Annotated in this window: 18 protein-coding genes; 8 read left to right on the top strand and 10 right to left on the bottom strand. The window is 63.0% G+C overall.

Annotated features, from left to right (window positions below; all coding sequences use genetic code 11):
- Positions 1–2: 2 nt before the first annotated feature.
- Complete coding sequence (locus NKJ37_RS09140) at positions 3–434, bottom strand: TerB family tellurite resistance protein (protein WP_023812272.1); 432 nt, start codon at positions 432–434, stop codon at positions 3–5.
- 148 nt (positions 435–582) lie between these two features.
- Here NKJ37_RS09140 and NKJ37_RS09135 point away from each other — a divergent pair, with 148 nt between their 5' ends.
- From NKJ37_RS09135 to NKJ37_RS09120, 4 genes are all read left to right on the top strand, one after another.
- Positions 583–1,368 (top strand): TSUP family transporter, encoded by a 786-nt coding sequence (locus tag NKJ37_RS09135; protein WP_023812273.1) that lies wholly within the window; start codon positions 583–585, stop codon positions 1,366–1,368.
- Between the two features lie 51 nt (positions 1,369–1,419).
- Entirely contained in the window at positions 1,420–1,590 is a 171-nt protein-coding gene (locus NKJ37_RS09130; protein ID WP_023812274.1) for a hypothetical protein, read from the top strand.
- Positions 1,591–1,692: 102 nt separating this feature from the next.
- Positions 1,693–2,523: a helix-turn-helix transcriptional regulator gene (locus NKJ37_RS09125; RefSeq protein WP_023812275.1), complete on the top strand. Its 831-nt coding sequence runs from the start codon at positions 1,693–1,695 to the stop codon at positions 2,521–2,523.
- A 72-nt stretch (positions 2,524–2,595) separates the two neighbouring features.
- Positions 2,596–3,015, top strand: coding sequence for a VOC family protein (locus tag NKJ37_RS09120; protein ID WP_023812276.1), 420 nt, complete (start codon positions 2,596–2,598; stop codon positions 3,013–3,015).
- A gap of 277 nt (positions 3,016–3,292) precedes the next feature.
- On the opposite strand, the gene NKJ37_RS09115 is transcribed toward NKJ37_RS09120, so the two are convergent.
- Positions 3,293–4,768, bottom strand: coding sequence for a cobyric acid synthase (locus tag NKJ37_RS09115; RefSeq protein WP_023812277.1), 1,476 nt, complete (start codon positions 4,766–4,768; stop codon positions 3,293–3,295).
- Complete coding sequence (locus tag NKJ37_RS09110; protein WP_023812278.1) at positions 4,768–5,382, bottom strand: dimethylsulfonioproprionate lyase family protein; 615 nt, start codon at positions 5,380–5,382, stop codon at positions 4,768–4,770. The genes NKJ37_RS09115 and NKJ37_RS09110 overlap by 1 nt, the downstream gene beginning before the upstream one ends.
- A 149-nt stretch (positions 5,383–5,531) precedes the next feature.
- Here NKJ37_RS09110 and NKJ37_RS09105 point away from each other — a divergent pair, with 149 nt between their 5' ends.
- The 3 genes from NKJ37_RS09105 to mmsB all read left to right on the top strand — a co-directional run bounded on the left by NKJ37_RS09105 (position 5,532) and on the right by mmsB (position 8,057).
- On the top strand, positions 5,532–6,701 hold the full coding sequence (locus tag NKJ37_RS09105; RefSeq protein WP_023812279.1) for an isobutyryl-CoA dehydrogenase: 1,170 nt from the start codon (positions 5,532–5,534) through the stop codon (positions 6,699–6,701).
- Positions 6,702–6,723: 22 nt separating this feature from the next.
- Complete coding sequence (locus tag NKJ37_RS09100; protein WP_023812280.1) at positions 6,724–7,092, top strand: four helix bundle protein; 369 nt, start codon at positions 6,724–6,726, stop codon at positions 7,090–7,092.
- An 80-nt stretch (positions 7,093–7,172) separates the two neighbouring features.
- Entirely contained in the window at positions 7,173–8,057 is an 885-nt protein-coding gene (gene mmsB / locus NKJ37_RS09095; RefSeq protein ID WP_128303970.1) for a 3-hydroxyisobutyrate dehydrogenase, read from the top strand.
- Between the two features lie 330 nt (positions 8,058–8,387).
- On the opposite strand, the gene NKJ37_RS09090 is transcribed toward mmsB, so the two are convergent.
- The 7 genes from NKJ37_RS09090 to NKJ37_RS09060 form a co-directional block, all read right to left on the bottom strand.
- Positions 8,388–10,826 carry a GcvT family protein gene (locus tag NKJ37_RS09090; RefSeq protein WP_352773724.1) on the bottom strand — a complete coding sequence of 813 codons (2,439 nt, stop codon included), beginning with the start codon at positions 10,824–10,826 and terminating at the stop codon, positions 8,388–8,390.
- A gap of 194 nt (positions 10,827–11,020) precedes the next feature.
- Positions 11,021–11,665 (bottom strand): cytochrome c oxidase assembly factor Coa1 family protein, encoded by a 645-nt coding sequence (locus NKJ37_RS09085; protein ID WP_023812283.1) that lies wholly within the window; start codon positions 11,663–11,665, stop codon positions 11,021–11,023.
- Positions 11,666–11,746: 81 nt separating this feature from the next.
- On the bottom strand, positions 11,747–12,112 hold the full coding sequence (locus tag NKJ37_RS09080; RefSeq protein ID WP_352773722.1) for a hypothetical protein: 366 nt from the start codon (positions 12,110–12,112) through the stop codon (positions 11,747–11,749).
- 143 nt (positions 12,113–12,255) lie between these two features.
- Positions 12,256–13,635, bottom strand: a complete 1,380-nt coding sequence (locus NKJ37_RS09075) for an aspartate aminotransferase family protein (protein ID WP_128303967.1) — start codon at positions 13,633–13,635, stop codon at positions 12,256–12,258.
- Positions 13,636–13,891: 256 nt separating this feature from the next.
- Positions 13,892–15,964 (bottom strand): prolyl oligopeptidase family serine peptidase, encoded by a 2,073-nt coding sequence (locus tag NKJ37_RS09070; RefSeq protein ID WP_352552461.1) that lies wholly within the window; start codon positions 15,962–15,964, stop codon positions 13,892–13,894.
- A gap of 61 nt (positions 15,965–16,025) precedes the next feature.
- Positions 16,026–17,198, bottom strand: a complete 1,173-nt coding sequence (locus NKJ37_RS09065) for an MFS transporter (protein ID WP_352773720.1) — start codon at positions 17,196–17,198, stop codon at positions 16,026–16,028.
- A gap of 128 nt (positions 17,199–17,326) precedes the next feature.
- Positions 17,327–18,502 (bottom strand): MFS transporter, encoded by a 1,176-nt coding sequence (locus NKJ37_RS09060; protein ID WP_352773718.1) that lies wholly within the window; start codon positions 18,500–18,502, stop codon positions 17,327–17,329.
- A gap of 252 nt (positions 18,503–18,754) precedes the next feature.
- Here NKJ37_RS09060 and NKJ37_RS09055 point away from each other — a divergent pair, with 252 nt between their 5' ends.
- Complete coding sequence (locus tag NKJ37_RS09055; protein ID WP_352773716.1) at positions 18,755–20,332, top strand: trimethylamine methyltransferase family protein; 1,578 nt, start codon at positions 18,755–18,757, stop codon at positions 20,330–20,332.
- The last annotated feature ends 213 nt before the right edge of the window (positions 20,333–20,545 follow it).

Raw genomic sequence — 20,545 nt, 5'->3', positions numbered from 1 at the left:
AATCACTCCTGCGGCTTCACCACATCGACCGGGCTGATATCGAGCAGGTCGAGCGTGCGGCGCAGCAGGCGTATCTCGCTCTCGGCCAGTTGCGAATTCGCCTTGGCAATCTCCGCCATATGTTTGGCCAATTGCCGGCGCCGCTCGACATCGAGGTCGCGGAACAGTGCGATCGCCTGCGAACCATTGGTCTCGTAGCCGAACTCGTTGAGATATTCGATGACGCTGTCGATACTGCTTTCCGCAATGCCGAAGGCGTCCTTGCAGATGCGCCGGAAGGCAACCATCTCGCTCTCGCTGACAGACCCGTCGGCCAGGATCATGCGAAACAACATCAGCAGTTCCGCCGACAGGACCGGATCGTCCGCCACCTTGCGCACACCCGGGTCGCCGTCGAATATTTGACGTATCTGGTCCAGCAATGCGAATGCCATCAGGAGCCTCTTTCCGGGTTAACCACACAAATACAAATCCAAGCGCGATGCGCTTGGATAGAGGTAGCGCGGAATCGACCTTGCGCAAACAGGGTGGCCGTGGTCGAACGCCCGATATTTCAGCCGGCCGGATACCCCCATACATCAGATGATCGACCTTAGCATCCAGACCGTCGCCATGCTCGCCTTCGCCGCCTTTGCCGCGGGTTTTGTCGATTCGATCGCCGGCGGTGGCGGGCTGATCACGGTGCCGGCGCTGCTGCTTGCCGGCTTCACACCGGTCCAGGCGCTCGCCACCAACAAACTGCAAGGCATGTTCGGCTCGGGCTCGGCGACCATCCACTACGCATCGAAGGGTCATGTCGATCTGCGCCGGCAATTGCCGTCGGCGCTTCTGGCCCTTGTCGGAAGCGCCATCGGCGCCTTGCTGGCAACGATCGTGCCGGGTGACATTCTGCGTGCTGCCCTGCCTATCGTGCTGATCGCCATCGCGCTCTACTTCGCGTTTAAGCCCAACATGAACGACATCGACCGCGCCGAGCGGCTGTCGCCCTTCCTGTTCGGACTGATCCTTGTGCCCGCCATCGGCTTCTACGATGGCCTGTTTGGACCGGGCGCAGGCTCCTTCTACATGCTGGCCTTCGTGGCGCTCGCCGGCTATGGCGTGCTCAAGGCGACGGCGCATACCAAGCTGCTCAACTTCGCCTCCAACATCGGCGGCTTCATCGTCTTCGCGGCCTTCGGCGTCGTCTACTGGAAGATCGGCCTGATGATGGGCGTTGCCCAGTTCCTCGGCGCCCGCGTCGGCGCCAGCCTGGCCATGCGCATCGGCGCGAAACTGATCAAGCCGCTGCTGGTAATCGTGTGCCTGGCGCTTGCTGTGAAGCTGCTGGCCGACCCGGCGAACCCACTGCGCGCCTTGATTGGTGTGTGATCACGCGCCCTGATAGAATGCCGCTGTTCGAATCATGTTGGAGAGGCAGACATGAATCTTAGCGCACCTACCCAGATCGTTTTTATCATCTCCGTTGTTATCGCCATCATCGGCGTCCTCGCCGCGCTTGGCGTTCTTGCATTCATTCCACTCGCATCGGTGTGGATCGTACTTATTGCTTTCATCGTGCTTGCCGGCGGCTGCTTGATGCGCGGCGCCTGACCATTTCCCTTGAAGTGGGGACGAGGAGCGCCCGGCCAAAAGCCGGGCGCTTTTGATTCCGGCCTCGAGTCTGCTAGATTTGACTTGGCGCAAGGATGGCCAATGCCCGTCGATATGCAACCCCAGCAAGAGCAGGACCGATCCGTCGCCGGGCGGTTCGAGATGCGCCGGCGCCTGCCCGACCCTCGACTTGAGGGCATTGTGTCAGACATTTGCGGCTATCGCGAAATGGCGCCCGGCCATATGCGCAACGTCGAATACGCGTCGCTCACCGTACCGCTGGTCATCAGCTTCGCCGAACCCTTCGCCATCGGCCTCGGCAAGGCGCCCGGCGACAATGACCGCTTCGCCAGTTTCGCCGCCGGTCTCTATGCCGGACCGGTGGTGATCGAATCCTTCGGCGGCGCCTGCTGCGTCCAGGTCAACTTCACGCCGCTTGGCGCACGCCGTTTCTTCCGCCTGCCGATGAGCGAGCTGGCTGACAGCATGGTCGCCCTCGACGACGTGCTTGGCGCGCAAGGCATGGCGCTGCGTGAACGGCTTGGCAACGCGCCGGACTGGGCCACGCGTTTCGACGTGGCCGAAGCCTTCGTCACCGCCCGTCTCGAGAACGCCGCGGAAACGCCGCTCGAAATCGCCTGGGCCTATGACCGCATCATCACATCCGGCGGCCGGACCCGCATTGCATCGATCGCCGAAAGACTGGGCTGGAGCCGCAAACATCTCGCCGGCAGTTTTTCCAACGCCATCGGCATCGGCCCCAAGACGCTGTCGCGCATCGTCCGCTTCAACCGGGCGCTCGGCCTGTCGAGACAGCCGGCAGCCGACTGGGCGGATATCGCCGCCGATTGCGGCTATGCCGACCAGGCGCATCTGGTGCGCGAGTTTCGCGACCTCGCCGGCGAAACGCCGACCGCGCTCTCTGTCAGGTAACATTTCTTCAAGACGCCGGAACGGCCTTTGAGCAGGGTGGGTTGTCGACCAACCCAAATGAAGGAGGTTCCCATGCCAACCACCACTGAAACGCCCCGCCTCTATCCCGCTTTGCGCTACAAGAACGCGGCAAGAATGATCGACTGGCTGGGCGAAGCTTTCGGCTTCAGCGTCCGGGCCCGCTATGGCGAAGGCGATGTCGTGCACCATGCCGAACTGGTCTTCGGCTCCTCAATGATCATGCTGGGCACGGTGCGCGACGACGACTACGGCAAGATGGTCGGCGAGCCCGGCTCAGGCGGCGGCAAGTCGATCTACATTGCAGTCGATGATGCCGATGCCGCCTATGCCAAGGCCAAGAAGGCCGGCGCCACAATCATCCAGGAATTGACCAACCGCGACTATGGCAGCCGCGAGTTCATCTGCCGCGACCCGGAAGGCAATGTCTGGTCGTTTGGCACCTACTGGCCGAAGGCTGGCGAGAAGGCCTGAGTTATTGCGCTGCTGGCTGGGGATTGACCGAGGCGTCCTCAACTTCGTCATCCTAGGGCGAAGCAGGAGCGAAGCTCCGTCGCGGAGACCCTAGGATCCATGCCGCGACCTCAGTCGTAGAGTGCAGCGGTGCAGAATTCTGCACCGAAGCAACGCTTCGAAGTTGCGGCATGGATCCTCGGGTCTGCGCCGCGTCGCTACGCTCCTTGCTCCGCCCGTGGATGACGACGTGATCGGCGTTTATCGCTAATTGCCAAGGTGGTTCGCCAACGGGGATCTATCGAGCCAACCCAAAAATCGCGTCACAGTCGAGATTAGTCTCCAGCTCGGCCGCGATCTCGTCCAGCGCTTTCTCGACCTCGGCGCGATAATCGACGCCGCCGCCGCTGACGCCAAGGCTCGCAAGGTAGGCAGCGCGAAAGCCATCGGCGCCAAACAGGCCATGCATATAAGTACCCAACACCTTGCCGTCGGCCGACACCGCCCCATCCTCGATGCCATTGATGATTGCCGACGGCCGCAGCGTATCCGGTCCGGTGGTGCGGCCGAGATGGATTTCGTAGCCTTCGAGCGGCAGGTCGAATTGCACCGAACGGGCGCTGATATTGCGCACCGTCTTTTCCGGTTCCATCACCGTTTCGACGTCGAGCAGGCCTAGCCCTTCGGCTTCGGTGACGCTGCCCTCGACGCCGTCGGGATCGCGGACAGCACGGCCGAGCATCTGGAAACCACCGCAAATGCCGACGACATGGCCGCCGCGCTTGCGATGGGCCAGCAAGTCGCGATCCCAGCCGTTCTCGCGGAATTTCAGGAGATCGCCGATGGTCGACTTGGAGCCCGGAATGACCACCAGTCCGGCATCGGCCGGCAGCGGCCTTCCCGGCGGCACGAACACCACCTCGACCTGCGGTTCGGCCTTGAGCGGGTCGAGATCGTCGAAATTGGCGATGCGGCCAAGCATCGGCACCGCCACCTTCAGCGCGCGCGCTTCGCCGGATGCCAGCCGTTCCAGCACCACCGAATCTTCCGAAGGCAGGCGTGCCGCCGCCTTCAGCCACGGCACGACACCGAAACAGCGCCATCCCGTGAATGTCTCGATCGACTTCAGACCGTCGTCGAACAGCGAAACGTCGCCGCGAAACTTGTTGATGAGGTAGCCGACGATCATGCGCCGGTCCTCTTCCGGCAGGATCAGATGCGTGCCGACGACCGAAGCGATGACGCCGCCGCGATCGATGTCGCCGACCAGCACCACGGGCACGTCGGCGCGCGTGGCAAAGCCCATATTGGCGATGTCGCGGCTGCGCAGGTTGATCTCGGCCGGCGAACCGGCGCCCTCTACGATGACCAGATCGGCGCCCTCGCCGACCTTGCCCCAGGAGTCCAGCACGGCATCCATCAGCCGGCCCTTCATCGCCTGGTAGTCGCGCGCCCGCGCTTCGCCGAACATTTTGCCCTGCACGATGACCTGCGCGCCGACATCGGTCTGCGGCTTGAGCAGCACCGGGTTCATGTGAACCGATGGCGCAACACCGCAAGCGATCGCCTGCAGCCATTGCGCGCGGCCGATCTCGCCGCCGCCATGATTGTTGTCGCCCGGAATGTCGGCGACGGCGGCGTTGTTCGACATGTTCTGCGGCTTGAATGGCCGCACCTTCAGCCCACGCTTTTTTGCCGCCCGGCAGAGGCCGGCGACCAGCACCGTCTTGCCGACATCCGAACCCGTGCCTTGCAGCATGATCGCTTTGGCCATCAGCCCCTGCCCTGCGCCACGGTTCCGGTAATATCGGATTTCTGCGCCAGCGGCCCGCCGCGCCAGATGTAGAGCGCCAGCAATGGGTCCTTGCCGGTGCGCATGGCGTGATTGACGTTGGACGCGTGGTGGACGACCTCGCCGGCCGTGCGCATGCAAAAGCCGCTCTCGCCCATGCGCCATTCGGTACCGCCGGTCAGCGGAATGTAGATTTCCTCGGCAATGTGATGGTGGTCGGGATAGACGATATCAGGCCCAAGGATCAGCACGCCGGCGGCGACCGCGTCATTGGCGAAGTGGCCTCGGTTGCCGAACACTTCCAGCCAGCCGTAATTGTCGATGAACTCTTTTCCGAAATCCGCCTCGCTGTAGGTCTGCCCCCAGCGGAAATCATTCCGACGCTCGGCAAGCAGTTGCACCAGCGGCTTGGCATCCGACGGCGCCAGTTCGGCGGCGCGATCAAGATGGCGCAGGCAGGCAAGCGGATGTGGCTCCAGCGTGCGGGCCGGCATGCCCCAGCCAATGCGCGCCACGGCTTCGCGCACCAAGGCGTGATCCACGGACGCAAGGTATGCGTGGAACCGGCCCAGCAGTTCATCGAATTTTGTCGTCACATTGTGCTCCGGACATGCATTGATGCACAGCCGCTCCCCAAAGGGCCGGTTGATAGGCTCGGGTTGCGCGGCGGCATCATTGGTCTAGATTGGTGCGCGCGCAAAGCCAAAAACGACAGGCCAACAGGTCGAAGATTAGGGAGCACGCCATGGACGCCGCGGTCGATGCGAGCACCAGCCAGTTCGAACTTAACGAGGAGCAGGGCGCCATCCAGGAGATGGCGCAGGCCTTCGCCGCAGACCGTGTCGCGCCGAATGCGTTAGACTGGGACCGCAACAAGCATTTCCCGGCCGACGTGATCCGCGAGACCGGGCCGCTCGGCCTTGGCGGCATCTATATCAGCGATGACGTCGGTGGTTCCGCGCTCGGCCGGCTCGATGCCGTACTGATCTTCGAGGCGCTTGCGCACGCCGATCCGGCCTTCTCGTCCTTCATCTCGATCCACAACATGGTGGCCTCGATGATCGACCGTTTCGGCAATGACGAGCAGCGCCAGCGCTTCCTGCCCAAGCTCACGTCGATGGAATGGCTGGCGAGCTACTGCCTGACCGAGCCCGGCTCCGGCTCCGATGCCGCGGCGCTCAAGACCCGTGCGGTCAGGAGCGGCGACGACTATGTCCTCAACGGCACCAAGCAGTTCATCTCCGGCGCTGGCGACAGCGATGTCTACGCCGTCATGGTGCGCACCGGTGCCGAGGGGCCGAAAGGCATTTCCACCATCATCGTGCCGAAAGACGCGCCAGGCCTCTCCTTCGGCGCCAACGAGCACAAGATGGGCTGGCACATGCAGTCGACCCGCCAGGTGATTTTCGAGGATTGCAAGGTGCCGGCGGAAAACCTTTTGTCCGGCGAAGGCGCGGGCTTCGGCATCGCCATGGCCGGGCTCGACGGCGGCCGGCTGAACATATCAGCCTGTTCGCTGGGCGGCGCGCAGTCGGCGCTCGACAAGGCGCTTTCCTACACCGCCGAGCGCAAGGCCTTCGGCTCGAAGATCAACCAGTTCCAGGCGCTGCAGTTCAGACTGGCCGACATGGAGACCGAGCTGCAGGCGGCGCGTATTTTCCTTTATGCCGCCGCCTCGAAGCTCGACAGCAAGGCGCCGGATGCCGGCAAATGGTCGGCGATGGCCAAGCGCTTCGTCACCGATACCGGCTTCAACGTCGCCAACGACGCACTGCAGCTGCTCGGCGGCTATGGCTACCTGCATGACTACGGCATCGAGAAGCTGGTGCGGGACCTGCGGGTACACCAGATCCTGGAAGGCACGAACGAGATCATGCGCGTCATCATCGCGCGGGCGCTGATTGGTAGGCAGTAGGCAGTAGGCAGTAGGCAGTGAGATGACCGGCAAGATCAGTTCGTACAAGGATCTTATCGTGTGGCAGCAGGCGATGGATCTGGCTGTCGCCACCTATTCTTTGACCAAGGCATGGCCCAAGGAAGAATTGTACGGGTTGACCAGCCAAATCCGCCGTTCAGCGACCTCTATCCCTGCAAACATCGCCGAAGGTTATGGTCGAGACAACAGAGGCTCTTATCAGCAATTTCTCCGGATCGCCCAAGGCTCGCTGAAGGAGTTCGAGACACACCTCCAGATCGCCGAACGCATTGGCCTTGCCACGCATGATCAAGCTGATCACTTGCTGATATCGACCGAGGGCATCGGCAAAATGCTTCGCCAACTCATTGTCAGACTTACACCTGAATAGACATGCCTACTGCCTACTGCCTACTGCCTACTGCCTACTGCCTACTGCCTACTGCCTAGCCCAAATCACGGAGCACCATTATGAGCACCATTGCCTTCATCGGCCTAGGGAACATGGGTAATCCGATGGCCGCTAACCTGGTCAAGGCGGGGCATGCGGTGAATGGTTTCGACCTTGTGCCGGAAAGCCTCACCGTCGCCCGAGAGCATGGCGTGACTGTGATGGCCAATGCCGTTGCCGCAGCGAAGGATGCCGATGTGGTGATTACGATGCTTCCCGCTGGCAAGCATGTGCTCTCCGTCTACGAAGACATCGCGCCCAAGGCGAAAAAGGGGGCGCTGTTCATCGATTCCTCCACCATCGATGTGGAGTCGGCGCGCAAGGTGCACGCCATAGCCGCCAAACACGGCCTGCTATCCATCGATGCGCCCGTCTCAGGCGGCACCGGCGGTGCCGCAGCCGGCACGCTGACCTTCATGGCCGGAGGCTCCGATGACGCCTTTGCAACCGCGGAGCCGATCCTGAAGCCGATGGCCGGCCGCATCGTCCATTGCGGCGGCGACGGCGCCGGCCAGGCGGCAAAGATCTGCAACAACATGATCCTCGGCATTTCGATGATCGGTGTCGCCGAAGCCTTCGTGCTGGCGGAAAAGCTCGGCCTGTCACACCAGGCGCTGTTCGACGTCGCCTCAACCTCGTCGGGGCAATGCTGGTCCTTGACCACCTATTGCCCGGTGCCCGGCCCGGTGCCGACTTCGCCCGCAAACAGGGACTACAACCCAGGATTTGCAGCAGCACTGATGCTGAAAGACCTGAAATTGTCCCAGGAAGCCGCGCAAAGTGCGGGTGCTGTAACGCCGCTTGGTGCCGAAGCAGCCCAGCTCTATGCCTTGTTCAACGCCCAAGGACATGGCGGCGTCGATTTCTCCGGCATAATTAATTTTCTCAGGGGTAACCCAGCGTAACCCTTGGATTTGGCGGGTTTTTCCGGTTTCCTTCGGTGGAAAAAATGCAAATTTAGATTTGCTTAAGCTCTCGATAACTCCGCGGTAACGATGTCCCTATAAAACGGACTGCGAGGCGGACATATCTCATCCGCCCGGCGCTCCGGATCAGGTCTCGCGTACCGGAGCCCGTAAGTTTCGACAAGTGCCATAAGTTTCGCAAAGTGTTTGCGTAGCGAAGCGCCATGCGTATCTGGCAAAGCCGCGTTCCTGATGGAGCGCGGTTTTTGCGTTTTGCCCTGCAGCACGTTTTGAGACATCGATAACCCGGAAACTGTACTCCGGGATGCCTCACATGCGCCCGCGGGCGCCTTCCGGATCATAGGGCGAGTCCGCGATCACCTTGGCCGCGCGGCGCTCGCCGAGGATGGACACCTCGAGCTCGATACCGGGCGACACAAGTTCCAGGGGCAACAGCGCAAGTGCGATGTCGTGACCGAAAGTGTAGGAGTAGCCCGCAGAGGTGATGTGGCCGACGAGCTCGCCTTCGCGGTAGACGCCCTCGAAGGCGAACGCGCTCGCACCGTCCGTATCGATCGACAGCGTGGCGATCCGGCGTGCCGCCCCCTGCTTCTGTTTTGCGACCAGTGCCGCGCGGCCGATGAAGTCCCCTTTGTCGAGGCTCATGAATCGGTCGAGGCCGCTCTCCCAGGCCGACAGTTCGAGATTCATGTCGCGATACATGGCGCGGTAGGATTTATCGAGACGAAGCGATTCCAGCGCTTGAAGTCCGACCAGCCTCAGTCCGTGCGCCTCCCCCGAGGCCAGGAGCGCATCCAGCAAATGCCGCTGATAGCAGAGCGGATGATAGAGCTCCCATCCCAATTCGCCCGAATAGTTGACGCGCAGCAGTCGCACGTCGCTGGCCATGCCGACAGTGCCGGACTGCACGCTGAACCAGGGGAAGGCCTCGTTGGAGAGATCTATTTCCGTCAGCGGCTGCAATATGTCGCGCGCCTTCGGCCCAACCACCGTGAAGCTGCCGCGATCCTCCGTGACGTTGCGCAGATGCACGCTGCCGTCCTTCGGCAACAGCCGGCGGAGATCGTCAAGGTTACAGCGCTCTGCGCGCGGCGTCGATATGAGATAGAACAGGTCGCTCTGCAGCCGCGCCACCACATACTCGGCCTGCACGCCGCCGGCCGGCGTCAGGTGATGGGCAAGAGCGACGCGACCGGGACGCGGCAGTCTGTTGGCCAGGATTCCGTCGAGCCAGTCCCTTGCGCCCGGTCCGCTGACCTCGAACTTGGTCCTTGGTGTCATCTCGACCAGGCCAGCGGTCTGGCGGACAGCCTGGACCTCCGCGGCGACGTGGTTCCCTTTGGGGGTCCAGCGCCAGCTGTAGACGTTGCGCGCTTCGACACCGGCAGGCGCAAACCAGCTCGGCATCTCCCAGCCGTTCAACACATCCCACACCGCGCCGAGCTGGCTTAGACGGTCATAGGAAGGGGCCGTTTTCTGCGGTCGTGCCGCCGGCATGTCCTGGCCTGGATAGTGCTGTGCGGCGTGGGTGCCCCAGGCTTCCCGGACCTTTGCCCGGGTCCAGTTCTTGTTGGCATATTGGCCGAACCGACGGGGATCCAGCTCCGCCGTGTCGATGCTGTTGCCACCCTCCACGATCCGTTCGGAGAGGTAGTAGCCAATCGCACCGCCCCAAAGGATGCCCCCCGGCACCCCTTCGGCGAGCCAGACATTCTCCAGGCCCCACGCCTGCCCCATCAGCGGCAGTTCATCGGCCGTCATCTGGAAAGGCCCTCGCACATTCCGCTTGATGCCGGCGCGGCCTAGTGCGGGGACCAGTTCGGTCGCGCGCTCCCAGTTCCAGGAAACGGCGTCGAAATCTTCATCGAGCAGATCGGCGCCGAACCATTCCGGGACGCCGTTTTCGGCGAACAGCTTGAGCTGCTCGGTACGCTCATAGGGGCCGAACATCAGCCCGTCCCCCTCTTCGCGCAGATAGCCCTCGTAACCCTCGTCCCTGAGGATCGGCATCTCCGGAAGACCAAGCCGTTTGCGTTCCACCACCTCGGGAACCGACTCGGTGATCCAGTACTGATGCAGGATCGGGATCGCGGGAATGTCCAGGCCCAGCATGGCGCCTGTCTGGCGTGCGTAATTGCCGGTCGCAAGGATGACATGTTCGCAAACGATGTCACCGCGCGAGGTCTTGACCCTCCACTCGCCGCTCGGCATCCGCTCGAAACCCACGACCTCGGTATCAAGATGGATCTTCGCGCCGAGGTCGCGTGCACCCTTGGCCATGGCCTGGGTGACATCGGCGGGTGCAATGTGGCCGTCATCGGGATGGTAGAGGGCGCCCAGCATGCTGTTGTTGTCGAGCAGCGGCCAGATCTCTCGCGCCTCCGCGGGCGATACGATCCGGGCCCGCACACCCTGGACCTCGGCAACGTCCATGTAGCTTCTGTACTCGTCCAGCCTGTCGCGCGTGTTGGCAATGCGCAGCTGGCCGCATTTGTGCCAGCCGACGTTCTGGCCCGTCTCCGCCTCCAGCCCCTCATAGATTTCGATCGACCTGGCGATCATGCGGCCGACATTGCGGCTGCGCGCGTAAGAGGGGATGAGCCCCGCGGCATGCCATGTCGACCCGGCCGTAAGCTGCGTTCGCTCCAACAATGCCACATCGGTCCAGCCGCGCTTTGCCAGGCCGTAGAGAATGCCGGCACCCACACAGCCGCCACCGACCACGACCGCACGAAAGGAACTCACCATATGCGCGTGCCCTTGTATGAAATTGCCACCGGCCCACATGAACGCATGCGCATACTGTCAGACAGCATCCGGCTTTTCAGCATATTTCCTTGTCTGGAACGCAGCAGTGGTGACCCGATTGTTGGGCCACAAAGCCGACCGAACTGTCAGCCTTCGCGCCCGTGTTTAGGCTGCTTTTTTTGCGTTTTGCCCAGCTATATTCCGATTGCAGCATTCGGGATCGGGACATGATCTTCGTTGATCAGCACGATCGGCGCATTGGTTCCCTCGACCCTGACGACCAGCAGGCGCAAGCTCCATGTGCCGGCTGTCCGGACAGCGGTCGAATAGGCCGTGCCCTTGCCCTTGGCGCCGTGGACCGGAATGCCGAACTGGGCGTCGCCGGCCCCATTTGCATTGACGTTGAGATGGCCGCCGACCCAGAAACTGTCGGTCAAATCATCACCCAACGCCGCCTTGACGCGGTCGTCGGCGCGAAGCCTGTCCATCGTCATGTGATAGGCATCGCTGCCTTTCAGGACGTAGGGAATGCTGCCCACCATCGTCGCGCAGCCGCCAATCCCGACAACCCAGACGGCAAGGCCGGCGATTGCCCAGTTGCGCTGCGTCTTGCGAAACTGTTCCGCGTCACGCCAGGCGCGGTTCTGCCAAGCCCAGCGGCTGCCGCGCGCGCCCAGGACGATGATCATGATGATGTTGACGACAGGGATCAGCGCCAGCAACGCGATGAAAGTGCTGTTGCCGATGCCCCAGATCCAGTTGAGGAAGAAGGCGCCCCAGTTCCAGCGGTCGAGTTCGGCTGGAATTTCAGCCGGCTGGTTGAGCGGTTGTCCGGCCATCGTGTCCCCCATCGGTGACGTACCGACTGATTCTAGCGCATGCGCCCGTCAATGCGCAAAATCAAAGTTCTGCAACTTCTGTCAGGTCTTGTTGGACAGCCGGCGAAAATTCGCTTTCACGGCACGGCTTGCCGGCTTCAGCGCGGCGCTGATCGAGCGCTCCGCCGCGACCCCGTTGAACAGCGACGGCGTGCGGCCGGAAAAGATTTCCGGCCAGAACCGCGATGCCGATTGCAGGAAGGACATTTGCGCCGCAAACACGCCTTCGGCCATAGCGGCGGTCTTCTCGTTTACCGCACGCGCGGTCTCCGTGCTCCATGGCTGGCTGCTCCCGCCATCCATGGTCATCAACGGCAGCCGCATCATCGCCACCAGCGGCGCCAGCATCAGGTCGCCGCCGATCCTGGCCGCTTCTTGCGTCCGTCGGCTCTTGCCGGTCTTTCTCATGGAAACAAAACCCCTTGTCGCGGCCGAATCAGCCGCAGCCCCACACACTACGCGCTTGTGGTGGAATTCGTTCGCTCCCCGCGTCAGCATGGCCTCAAGGCTGGGCGCTCCCGCCGAGGAGCGCCCAGCCGAGGGGTCGAGTTCTACCGCTTGCGCAGATCGGCTTGCGCCAGATCCAGCGCCTTCGAGATGCGATCGCAGGCCATATCGATCGTATCGCGGGTCCAGATCAGCGGCGGCGACAGGATCATCGTGTCGCCGGTAGCGCGCAGCATCATGCCGTGCGCGATGGCATGATCGCGCACGGTCACCGCCGCACTTCCAGCCGGCAGGAACCGCTCCTTGGTCGCCTTGTCCTTGACGATCTCGATCGCGCCCATCAGTCCGATCGAACGCACCTCGCCGACCAGATCATGTCCGGCAATGCGCTCCTGCAACGCCTTGGCGAAATAAGGACCGGTGTCGTTCCTGACGCGGTCGACCAGCCCTTCGCGCTCGATGATCTCGAGGTTCTTCAGCGCCACGGCGCAGGCCACCGGGTGGCCGGAATAGGTGTAGCCATGGTTGAACTCGCCGCCCTTCTCGACCAGCGTCGAGGCGATGCGGTCGCCAACCAGCAATGCCGACAGCGGTTGATAGCCCGAGGTCAGAGCCTTGGCGGTGGTGATCGTGTCGGGCTCGATGCCGAGCGTCTGGGCGGCGAACCATTCGCCGGTGCGGCCATAACCGGTGATGACTTCGTCCAGCATCAACAGGACATCGTATTTGCGGCAGATGCGCTGCACTTCCGGCCAGTAGCTTGCCGGCGGTATCTTCACGCCGCCCGCCCCCATGACCGGCTCGCCGATAAACGCGGCAACCTTGTCGGCGCCGGCTTCGAGGATCGCCTCCTCGACAGCCCCGGCCGCGCGCAGGCCGAAATCATGATCGCTCTCGCCAGGCAGCGCCAGTTCATAGGCGTAGGGCATCATCACATGGACGATGTTGGGCACCGCACCGTTGAGCTGCTTGTGCATACCATCCATGCCACCGAGCGAGGTGCCGGCAACGGTCGAGCCGTGATAGGCCATCTTGCGCGAGATGATGCGGTTCTTCTCCGGCTGGCCTTCCAGCACCCAATAGTGGCGCACGAGGCGCAGGGCCGTGTCGTTGGCCTCCGAGCCCGACGAGCCATAGAACACCTGGTTGACGTGCTTCGGCGCGATCTCCGCCAGCTTCTTGGACAGCAGCACTGGCGTCGGCGTCGAGCATTTGAAGAAGGAGTTGTAATAAGGCAGTTCCTTCATCTGGGCATAGGCGGCGTCGGCCAGCTCGTCACGGCCATAGCCGATGTTGACGCACCACAGCCCGGCCATGCCGTCGAGGATTTCAGCCCCTTCGGAATCGTAGATGAAAGGGCCGTTGGCATGGGTGATGATGCGCGACCCGGCCCCGCGCATTTCCTTGTGGTCGGTGAACGGATGCAGATGATGCGCGGCGTCGATCTGCTGAAGCTGCTTCAGCGAATAATTCTGATAGGTCATGTCTGATCTTTCCTCTGGATTCTATCCGGCAAGCCGGGGCGAATGCTTCAGAGGCAGAGAGGTGGCGAATAGCCGATGCGGGCGCACAGCCGCAAAAGCTCGGCGCGCAGCGTACGCGGTGACGGCGTCACCGCGACCCGCAATGCGCGAGCCTCAAATGCGTCAATCAACATCCTGACGAGAGCCATGGAAGCCATCTTAGAGCAAAGGCTGGTCGAGGAGAACCACCCTTTGCTTGGCCCATAACGGAATGAGTCTAGGCCTTGGCTGTCAGCGCCCTCTGCAGGAAGACATATTTCATCGCCGTCTGCGCCGCCTGCGGCCGGCGGTCGCCACGCCCGCCATGGCCGCCCTCGGTCTCCTCGAAGAACAGCGTCCTGGCATGGCCGGCTTCCTGCAGGCGGGCGGCCATCTTGCGCGCATGGCCGGGATGGACCCGATCGTCAGCGGTCGATGTGGTCAGCAGCACCGGCGGATAGGCGGCAGCGGCGTCGACATGCTGGTAGGGCGAGTAGGCTGAAAGCCACTTCGCGTCTTCGGGTTTCGACGGATCGCCGTATTCGGCCATCCACGAGGCGCCGGGCGGCAATTCGGCGTAACGCAGCATGTCGAGCAGCGGCACCTCGATAATGACGGCGCCGAAAAGCTCGGGATGCTGCGTCAAGGAAACGCCGGTCAGCAAGCCGCCATTCGAACCACCCTGGATGCCGAGTGAGCTTGCTGTCGCGATGCCGCGCTTGACGACGTCCTGCGCGACCGCTGCGAAATCATCGAATCCGTTTTGGCGATTGCCCTTGAGCGCCGCTTGATGCCAGGCCGGGCCGAACTCGCCGCCGCCACGGATGCAGGCCTGCACATAGGCATTGCCCTTTTCCAGCCATAGCCTGCCGCGCACGCCGGCATAGCCGGGCAGCAGCGGCACTTCGAAACCGCCATAGCCGTAAAGCAGCGTCGGCACCGGCCCCTTCTGATCGCGCCGCCTGACGACGAAATAAGGGATCATCGTGCCGTCCTTGGAGCGCGCCTCGAACTGTTCCGAGATCAGCGGCGAGGCATCGAAACGCGCCGGCTGCGACTTCACGGTTTCTAGCGTCTCGCCATTGTCGTCAGACCAGATGATCGAACTCGGCGTCAGGAAATCGGTGAAGGAGAAGGACACGCTCGAGCCGAACTGCTCGGCATGGCTGATGCCGACATTGCCATTTTCGGGCAGCGCCACCGGTTTCAGCGACCAGTTGCCATCCTTGCGCTCGCAGACGACGACCTTGCCGCGCACATTGTCCATCAGGCTGATGAACAGCCGGTCCCGCGTGCGGGCAACGCCGGCTATGGAAACGCGATATGCCGGCTCGAACAAGGTTTCGACAGGTCCGAGCGCGCCGATCTTGACCCAGTGCGCGAGATCCAGCGAATAGAGGCCGTCGGGCTTGCAAACCGTGCCGTCGGGCGCCGTCCATGGACTGCGTACGCCGAACACGAGCTGATCCCTGAATATTGCCGTATCGGTCATGTCGTCCGGTAGCGGCAGTTGTTTGTTTTCGCCGGAAGGCAGCCGAAGGAAGATGTGCGAAGCGAAGAAATTCAGCGTTCGAGCCAGGACCAGATAACGTCTGTCACCGTCGTACTCGACAGCGGCACCAACGGCGAGATCCTCTTTCTGCGCCTCGAAGATCGGCGTCGCGTCTTCCAGCTTGGTACCGCGCTTCCACAGCTTTATGACTCGCGGATAGCCGGACTCGGTCTTGTCGGCCTCGTCGAAAGCGGCCGAAACAATCACGGTGTCCTTATCCAGCCAGCTGAAGCCCGACTTGGAAGCGGGTGCACGAAACCCACCCTCGACAAACGACTTGGTCGCGATGTCGAATTCGCGCATCTCGCTGGCGTCGCCGCCATCCGGCGACATACTCACCAGGCAACGGTTGAAGTCCGGATAGAGTCGGCTTGCGCCGCCAAAAACCCATTTTACCCCCTCCTTCGCCGCAAGCTGGTCGAAGTCGATGATCGTTTCCCAGTCGGGCTTCTCGGTCTTGTAGGAAGCGACGGTCGTGCGGCGCCAGAGTCCGAGCACATTGGTCTTGTCCTGCCAGAAATTATAGACATGGCCGGCAATGGCGGCGCCGACCGCGATGTTGTCCTCGGCCGTCATCAGGTCGAGCGCGGTCTGGAACGACGCCTGATAGGACGGATCACCCTGCAATTCGCCAACCGTGACCTCGTTCTGGCGATGTACCCAGTCCAGTGACTGCTTGGCCGTCCTGTCCTCCAGCCAGAGGAAGGGATCGTCGGTCGAGGGGGTGGAATTCGGCGTCTGGGTGGCAGGCTTGGTCATGAGGTCTCCGATAAACGCGTTGCTTTGAAAAGGCCAACGCCGACAGGCTGTATCGATATTCTCAGCGCACGATTGAGGCTTTCCGCCGACCAGCGAGGCTAGCAATAGCCAGCGCCAGGCACAGCAGCCCAAGCGTGATCGGCAGCCCGCCGGCACCCAGAATATCCATCGCGCCGCCCGCCAGCGGCGGCACGGCGATACCGCCGACGCCCCACATCAAGGAAAAGGCCGCATTACCGGCAACCAGTGCGGAGCCGGTGAAGCGTTCGCCGAGCTCAATGATCGACATCGTGTAGATGCCGTAGGAAACCGCGCCCCAGACAAAGATCATTGGCCAGATGAGCGGCGATTCGATGAGAAGCGGAAGCAGGACGCAGCCGAGCACCGTGATCGCGACGCAGGCGAGCCGCACCAGGCGCGCGGAAAGCCTTTCCGCCAGCAGGCCTAGCGGTACCTGCATAGCGATATTGCCGGCAATCATCACCGACAGCAGCGCCGACATGCGGGTTTCGGTGATGCCGTGATGGGTGCCATAGACCGGCAGCAACGCCAGCGCGCCCTGTTCGAAGCCGGCGGCGACTATGACGGCAAACAAAAGCAGCCACGCCAGCGGCACGAAACCCAGGACGGAAACCTGATGCCCGGCCTCGTCGACCTTGGGCAAACGCGGCAGCACCAAGCCCAGGCAGATGCCGCACAGCACGAAGGCGGAGATACCGACGAGGAAGGGCGGCCAGCCCTCGGTGCCGACTGCAAGCAGGCACAGTGGCCCGGCCGCGAAACCGGCCGAGATGATCGTCGAATAGACACCCATGACGCGCCCTCGCCGGGCCGGCGGCGCCAGCGCGATGACCCAGATCTCGCTCAGCACATAGAGCGGGTTGGTCACCACACCGATCAGGAAGCGCAGGGGAAACCACAAATAGACATTTTGCGTCCAGCCGATCAGCGCCAGCACGACAGCCGAAAGGGCCGCACAGGTAAGCGCCGTGCGCCCTGCCCCGAACCGCCGCGCCAGCGCCGGGATCAATGGCGACGACAGGATGAAACCAATCGGCGTCATGGCTGCCGACAAGCCGATCATCGCGGGCGAAACGCCTTGGCGCTGCAGGATGAAACTCAGCAGCGGATAGGACAACCCTTGCGCAATGGCGAACACCGAGACGGTCGCGATCACACCGGTGATCGCAGCCCATTGCATCGTTTCGTCCTTGTTCGATTCAACCAAATTCATGTGCGCACCGCTATCAAGGCTGCAGGATTAGCGATTGAGCAACGTGGTGGTAAGCCCCTGGCGGACGAAAACCGCTTGCTCCAGACAATGCCTGTCAGGAGGCTGGGCCTGTCAGGAGATTGGGCTTGTCAGGAAGCTCGGCGCACGGACGACCGGTACAGTGCGAACATCACCAGCACCGCGTCGAGGCCGGCGATGACGACCGGCAGCCCGAGCGGGCCGATGCCTTGCATGAGCAGGCCGGCGCCGGGCGGGCCGACGATGCCGCCGGCGCCCCACATCAGCGCAAAGGCCGCGTTGCCGGCGACCAGCACCGAGCCCTTGAACCGGCTGCCGAGTTCCACCAGCGCCATTGTGTAGACGCCATAGCCGACCGCGCCCATCACCAGCAGCACCAGCCAGATCAGCGGCGTCATGATCAGCAGCGGCAGCAGAAGCGCGCAGGCGCTCGTTGCCAGCGCACAGACGATGATCATGGCGCGGCCACCAAAACGCTCCGCCAGAAGGCCGAGTGGAATCTGCAGCAGAATATTGCCTAGGGAAAGCGCCATCACCAGCGAGGCCAGCACAGCTTCCGCCAGGCCGTAGCTGGCGCCGAAGACCGGGACCAGCGCATAGGTGCTCTGCTGGACTGCGGCCGAGACAAGCACGGCAAGCAGCAGCGCCGGCGCCGCCTTGGCAAAGCCGACAAGGCCGCTGGCAGGCTGGCCGTCATCCTCGAAACCGGTGAGCTTAGACGAGACCGCGTGCAGGATCACCGCGCAGAGCGCGAAACCGGCGACGCCGACCATGAAGGGCGCCCAGCCCGACGTACCGAGCAGGGTCAGCGCGAATGGTCCGGCGGCGTAACCGGCGCCCATCAGCGTGTTGAACACGCCCATCACCCTGCCGCGCCGCGATGGCGGCGCCAGCGACAGTGCCCACACCTCGCCGAGAATGTAGAGCGGGTTGATGACGACGCCGATGATGAAGCGGATGACGAACCAGGCCACCCAGTCCTGCAGATAGCCGATGCCCAGGAAGCAGAGCGCGCCGATCAGCGAGCAGCCGACCGCCAGGTTGCGCCCACCGACCAGCCGCACCGCGGCCGGCACGAAGGAAGCCGAAAGGATCAGCCCGAGCGGCATCATCGCCGCCGACAAGCCGATCAGCGCCGGCGACATGCCCTGTTTCTGCATCAGCAGCGTGAACAGCGGCGAGCTCAACCCCTGCGCAGCGCCGAACATGGCAAGTGCCGCGGTGACGCCGGCAAGCGCTGCCCATTGCGTTCCTGCTTCGCCTTCGCTCGAGCCGGTCGCGACCATGCTGCCATCCAAATGAACTGCTGGCCATCCGGCCGGCAAGCCGAGTAGCTATCGGTTCGATCCCGGGAAAGGAAGGGCCGGCCGCCGAAATCCGCTTAAGCCAACGAGGCGGCGGGATCAGGCCGATGTCGTGGCCGCGCAACTGCCGTTCCGGCATGTCGCTTCCCTCGCCCTAGTGGTCGCCGCCTCCGCAATGGCTGGGCAGCCGCCGGTCCATTATGCCGCCCGCTATCGCATCCTACGAGGACCATCATGACCGCCGCCCTACAACCCTTGGAACCGGCATTGGCCACTGACCGCGCCCGTCGCGGCGGCCGCGCCGGAAAGCGCGCCGGCGGCTCGGCCGCGTTCGAGCAGCCGGCTTTTCGCCAGCTGAAGAACCCGCTGGCGCCAACCAGGCTGGTCTCCGACGACGAGCTGGAATCGATCCACCTCGCTTCCCTGCGCGTGCTGCGGGAAATCGGCGTCGACGTGCTGCATGACGAGGCCCGGAGCATCATGAAGGCGCATGGCGCCGATGTGCGCGACGGCAGCGAACGGGTGCGCTTCGACAGCGACATGATCTTGGAACTGGTGTCGCACTGCCCGTCGGAGTTCACCATCCATGCCCGCAATCCCGCTCACAATGTACGCTTCGGCGGCAACAATGTGATCATCTCGATGATGGCGTCGGCGCCCAATTGCTCCGATATCGATCGTGGCCGCCGGCCCGGCAACCAGCAGGACTACCGCAACTTCCTCAAGCTTGCGCAGATGCACAACATCCTGAACTGCACGGGCGGCTATCCGGTCGAGCCGACCGATATCCATCCGTCCGTCCGCCACCTCGAATGCATCCGCGATCTCAGCGTGCTCACCGACAAGGTGTTCCACATCTATTCGCTCGGCAAGGAGCGCAATGTCGACGGCATCGAGATCGCCAGGATCGCGCGCGGCATCAGCCACGAGCAGATGCTGGAAGAGCCGTCGGTCTTCACTATCATCAACACCAATTCGCCGCTGAAACTCGATGTGCCGATGATGGAAGGCATCATCCAGATGTCGAGCAAGGGCCAGGTCGTCGTCGTGACGCCGTTCACCCTGTCGGGGGCCATGGCGCCTGTCACCATCGCCGGCGCACTGGTGCAGCAGAACGCCGAGGCGCTTGCCGGCATCGCCTTCGCCCAGATGGTGCGCAAGGGCGCGCCCGTCGGCTATGGCGGCTTCACCTCCAATGTCGACATGAAGTCCGGTTCGCCGGCGTTCGGCACGCCGGAATACATGAAGGCGCAGCTTGTCGGCGGCCAGCTTGCCCGCCGCTACAACATCCCCTACCGCACCTCCAACACTTGCGCCGCCAACACGGTCGACGCGCAGGCGGCTTATGAAAGCGTGTTCTCGCTGTGGGGCGCCATCCAGGGCGGCGGCAATCTGATGATGCATGCCGCCGGCTGGCTCGAGGGCGGCCTGCGCTGCTCCTACGAGAAGACCATCCTGGACATCGACCTGCTGCAGATGGTCGCCGAATTCCTGACCCCCCTCGATCTTTCCGAAGAGGCACTCGGCTTCGACGCCATCCAGTCGGTCGGCCCTGGCGGCCATTTCTTCGGCACGCAGCACACGCAGGACCGCTACAAGACCGCCTTCTACTCGCCGATCCTCTCCGACTGGCGCAATTACGAGACCTGGGCGGAAGCCGGCTCGCCGACGGCACTCGAAAAGGCCAACAAGGTCTGGAAGGAGCGGCTGGCGTCCTATGAGGAGCCTTACATGGACCCGGCCATCCGCGAGGAACTCAACGCCTTCGTCGCCGAGCGGCGGTCCGAAGGCGGAGCGCCGACCGATTTTTGATCATCTGTGTTGTTGATGAACAGTCGACCCCCCCACCCACCAGCGGGGGGCGACACCTCTCCCCCGATCGACGGGGGAGAGGAAAGGCGCGAACTTATACCGGCTGGCTCTTTCCTCTCCCTCCAGAGGGGGGAGAGCGACTATCTGGGGTGTCAAGTTGCAATTACGAACTCGTTGCGCGCATCGCGTGCTTTTGCATTGAGGATGACCAGG

This window comes from Mesorhizobium sp. M0140 (assembly GCF_040322475.1).
GTDB lineage: Bacteria > Pseudomonadota > Alphaproteobacteria > Rhizobiales > Rhizobiaceae > Mesorhizobium.
This window is presented reverse-complemented; position numbering and strand designations above follow the sequence as displayed.

Bases quoted from the DNA above. Each gene is read 5' to 3' on its own strand.
- NKJ37_RS09080 (WP_352773722.1), bottom strand. From the start codon at position 12,112: ATGAGAAAGACCGGCAAGAGCCGACGGACGCAAGAAGCGGCCAGGATC.
- NKJ37_RS09085 (WP_023812283.1), bottom strand. From the start codon at position 11,665: ATGGCCGGACAACCGCTCAACCAGCCGGCTGAAATTCCAGCCGAACTC.
- mmsB (WP_128303970.1), top strand. From the start codon at position 7,173: ATGAGCACCATTGCCTTCATCGGCCTAGGGAACATGGGTAATCCGATG.
- NKJ37_RS09130 (WP_023812274.1), top strand. From the start codon at position 1,420: ATGAATCTTAGCGCACCTACCCAGATCGTTTTTATCATCTCCGTTGTT.
- NKJ37_RS09060 (WP_352773718.1), bottom strand. From the start codon at position 18,502: ATGGTCGCGACCGGCTCGAGCGAAGGCGAAGCAGGAACGCAATGGGCA.
- NKJ37_RS09125 (WP_023812275.1), top strand. From the start codon at position 1,693: ATGCCCGTCGATATGCAACCCCAGCAAGAGCAGGACCGATCCGTCGCC.
- NKJ37_RS09120 (WP_023812276.1), top strand. From the start codon at position 2,596: ATGCCAACCACCACTGAAACGCCCCGCCTCTATCCCGCTTTGCGCTAC.
- NKJ37_RS09055 (WP_352773716.1), top strand. From the start codon at position 18,755: ATGACCGCCGCCCTACAACCCTTGGAACCGGCATTGGCCACTGACCGC.
- NKJ37_RS09075 (WP_128303967.1), bottom strand. From the start codon at position 13,635: ATGACCTATCAGAATTATTCGCTGAAGCAGCTTCAGCAGATCGACGCC.
- NKJ37_RS09105 (WP_023812279.1), top strand. From the start codon at position 5,532: ATGGACGCCGCGGTCGATGCGAGCACCAGCCAGTTCGAACTTAACGAG.
- NKJ37_RS09090 (WP_352773724.1), bottom strand. From the start codon at position 10,826: ATGGTGAGTTCCTTTCGTGCGGTCGTGGTCGGTGGCGGCTGTGTGGGT.
- NKJ37_RS09070 (WP_352552461.1), bottom strand. From the start codon at position 15,964: ATGACCAAGCCTGCCACCCAGACGCCGAATTCCACCCCCTCGACCGAC.
- NKJ37_RS09135 (WP_023812273.1), top strand. From the start codon at position 583: ATGATCGACCTTAGCATCCAGACCGTCGCCATGCTCGCCTTCGCCGCC.
- NKJ37_RS09115 (WP_023812277.1), bottom strand. From the start codon at position 4,768: ATGGCCAAAGCGATCATGCTGCAAGGCACGGGTTCGGATGTCGGCAAG.
- NKJ37_RS09100 (WP_023812280.1), top strand. From the start codon at position 6,724: ATGACCGGCAAGATCAGTTCGTACAAGGATCTTATCGTGTGGCAGCAG.
- NKJ37_RS09140 (WP_023812272.1), bottom strand. From the start codon at position 434: ATGGCATTCGCATTGCTGGACCAGATACGTCAAATATTCGACGGCGAC.
- NKJ37_RS09065 (WP_352773720.1), bottom strand. From the start codon at position 17,198: ATGAATTTGGTTGAATCGAACAAGGACGAAACGATGCAATGGGCTGCG.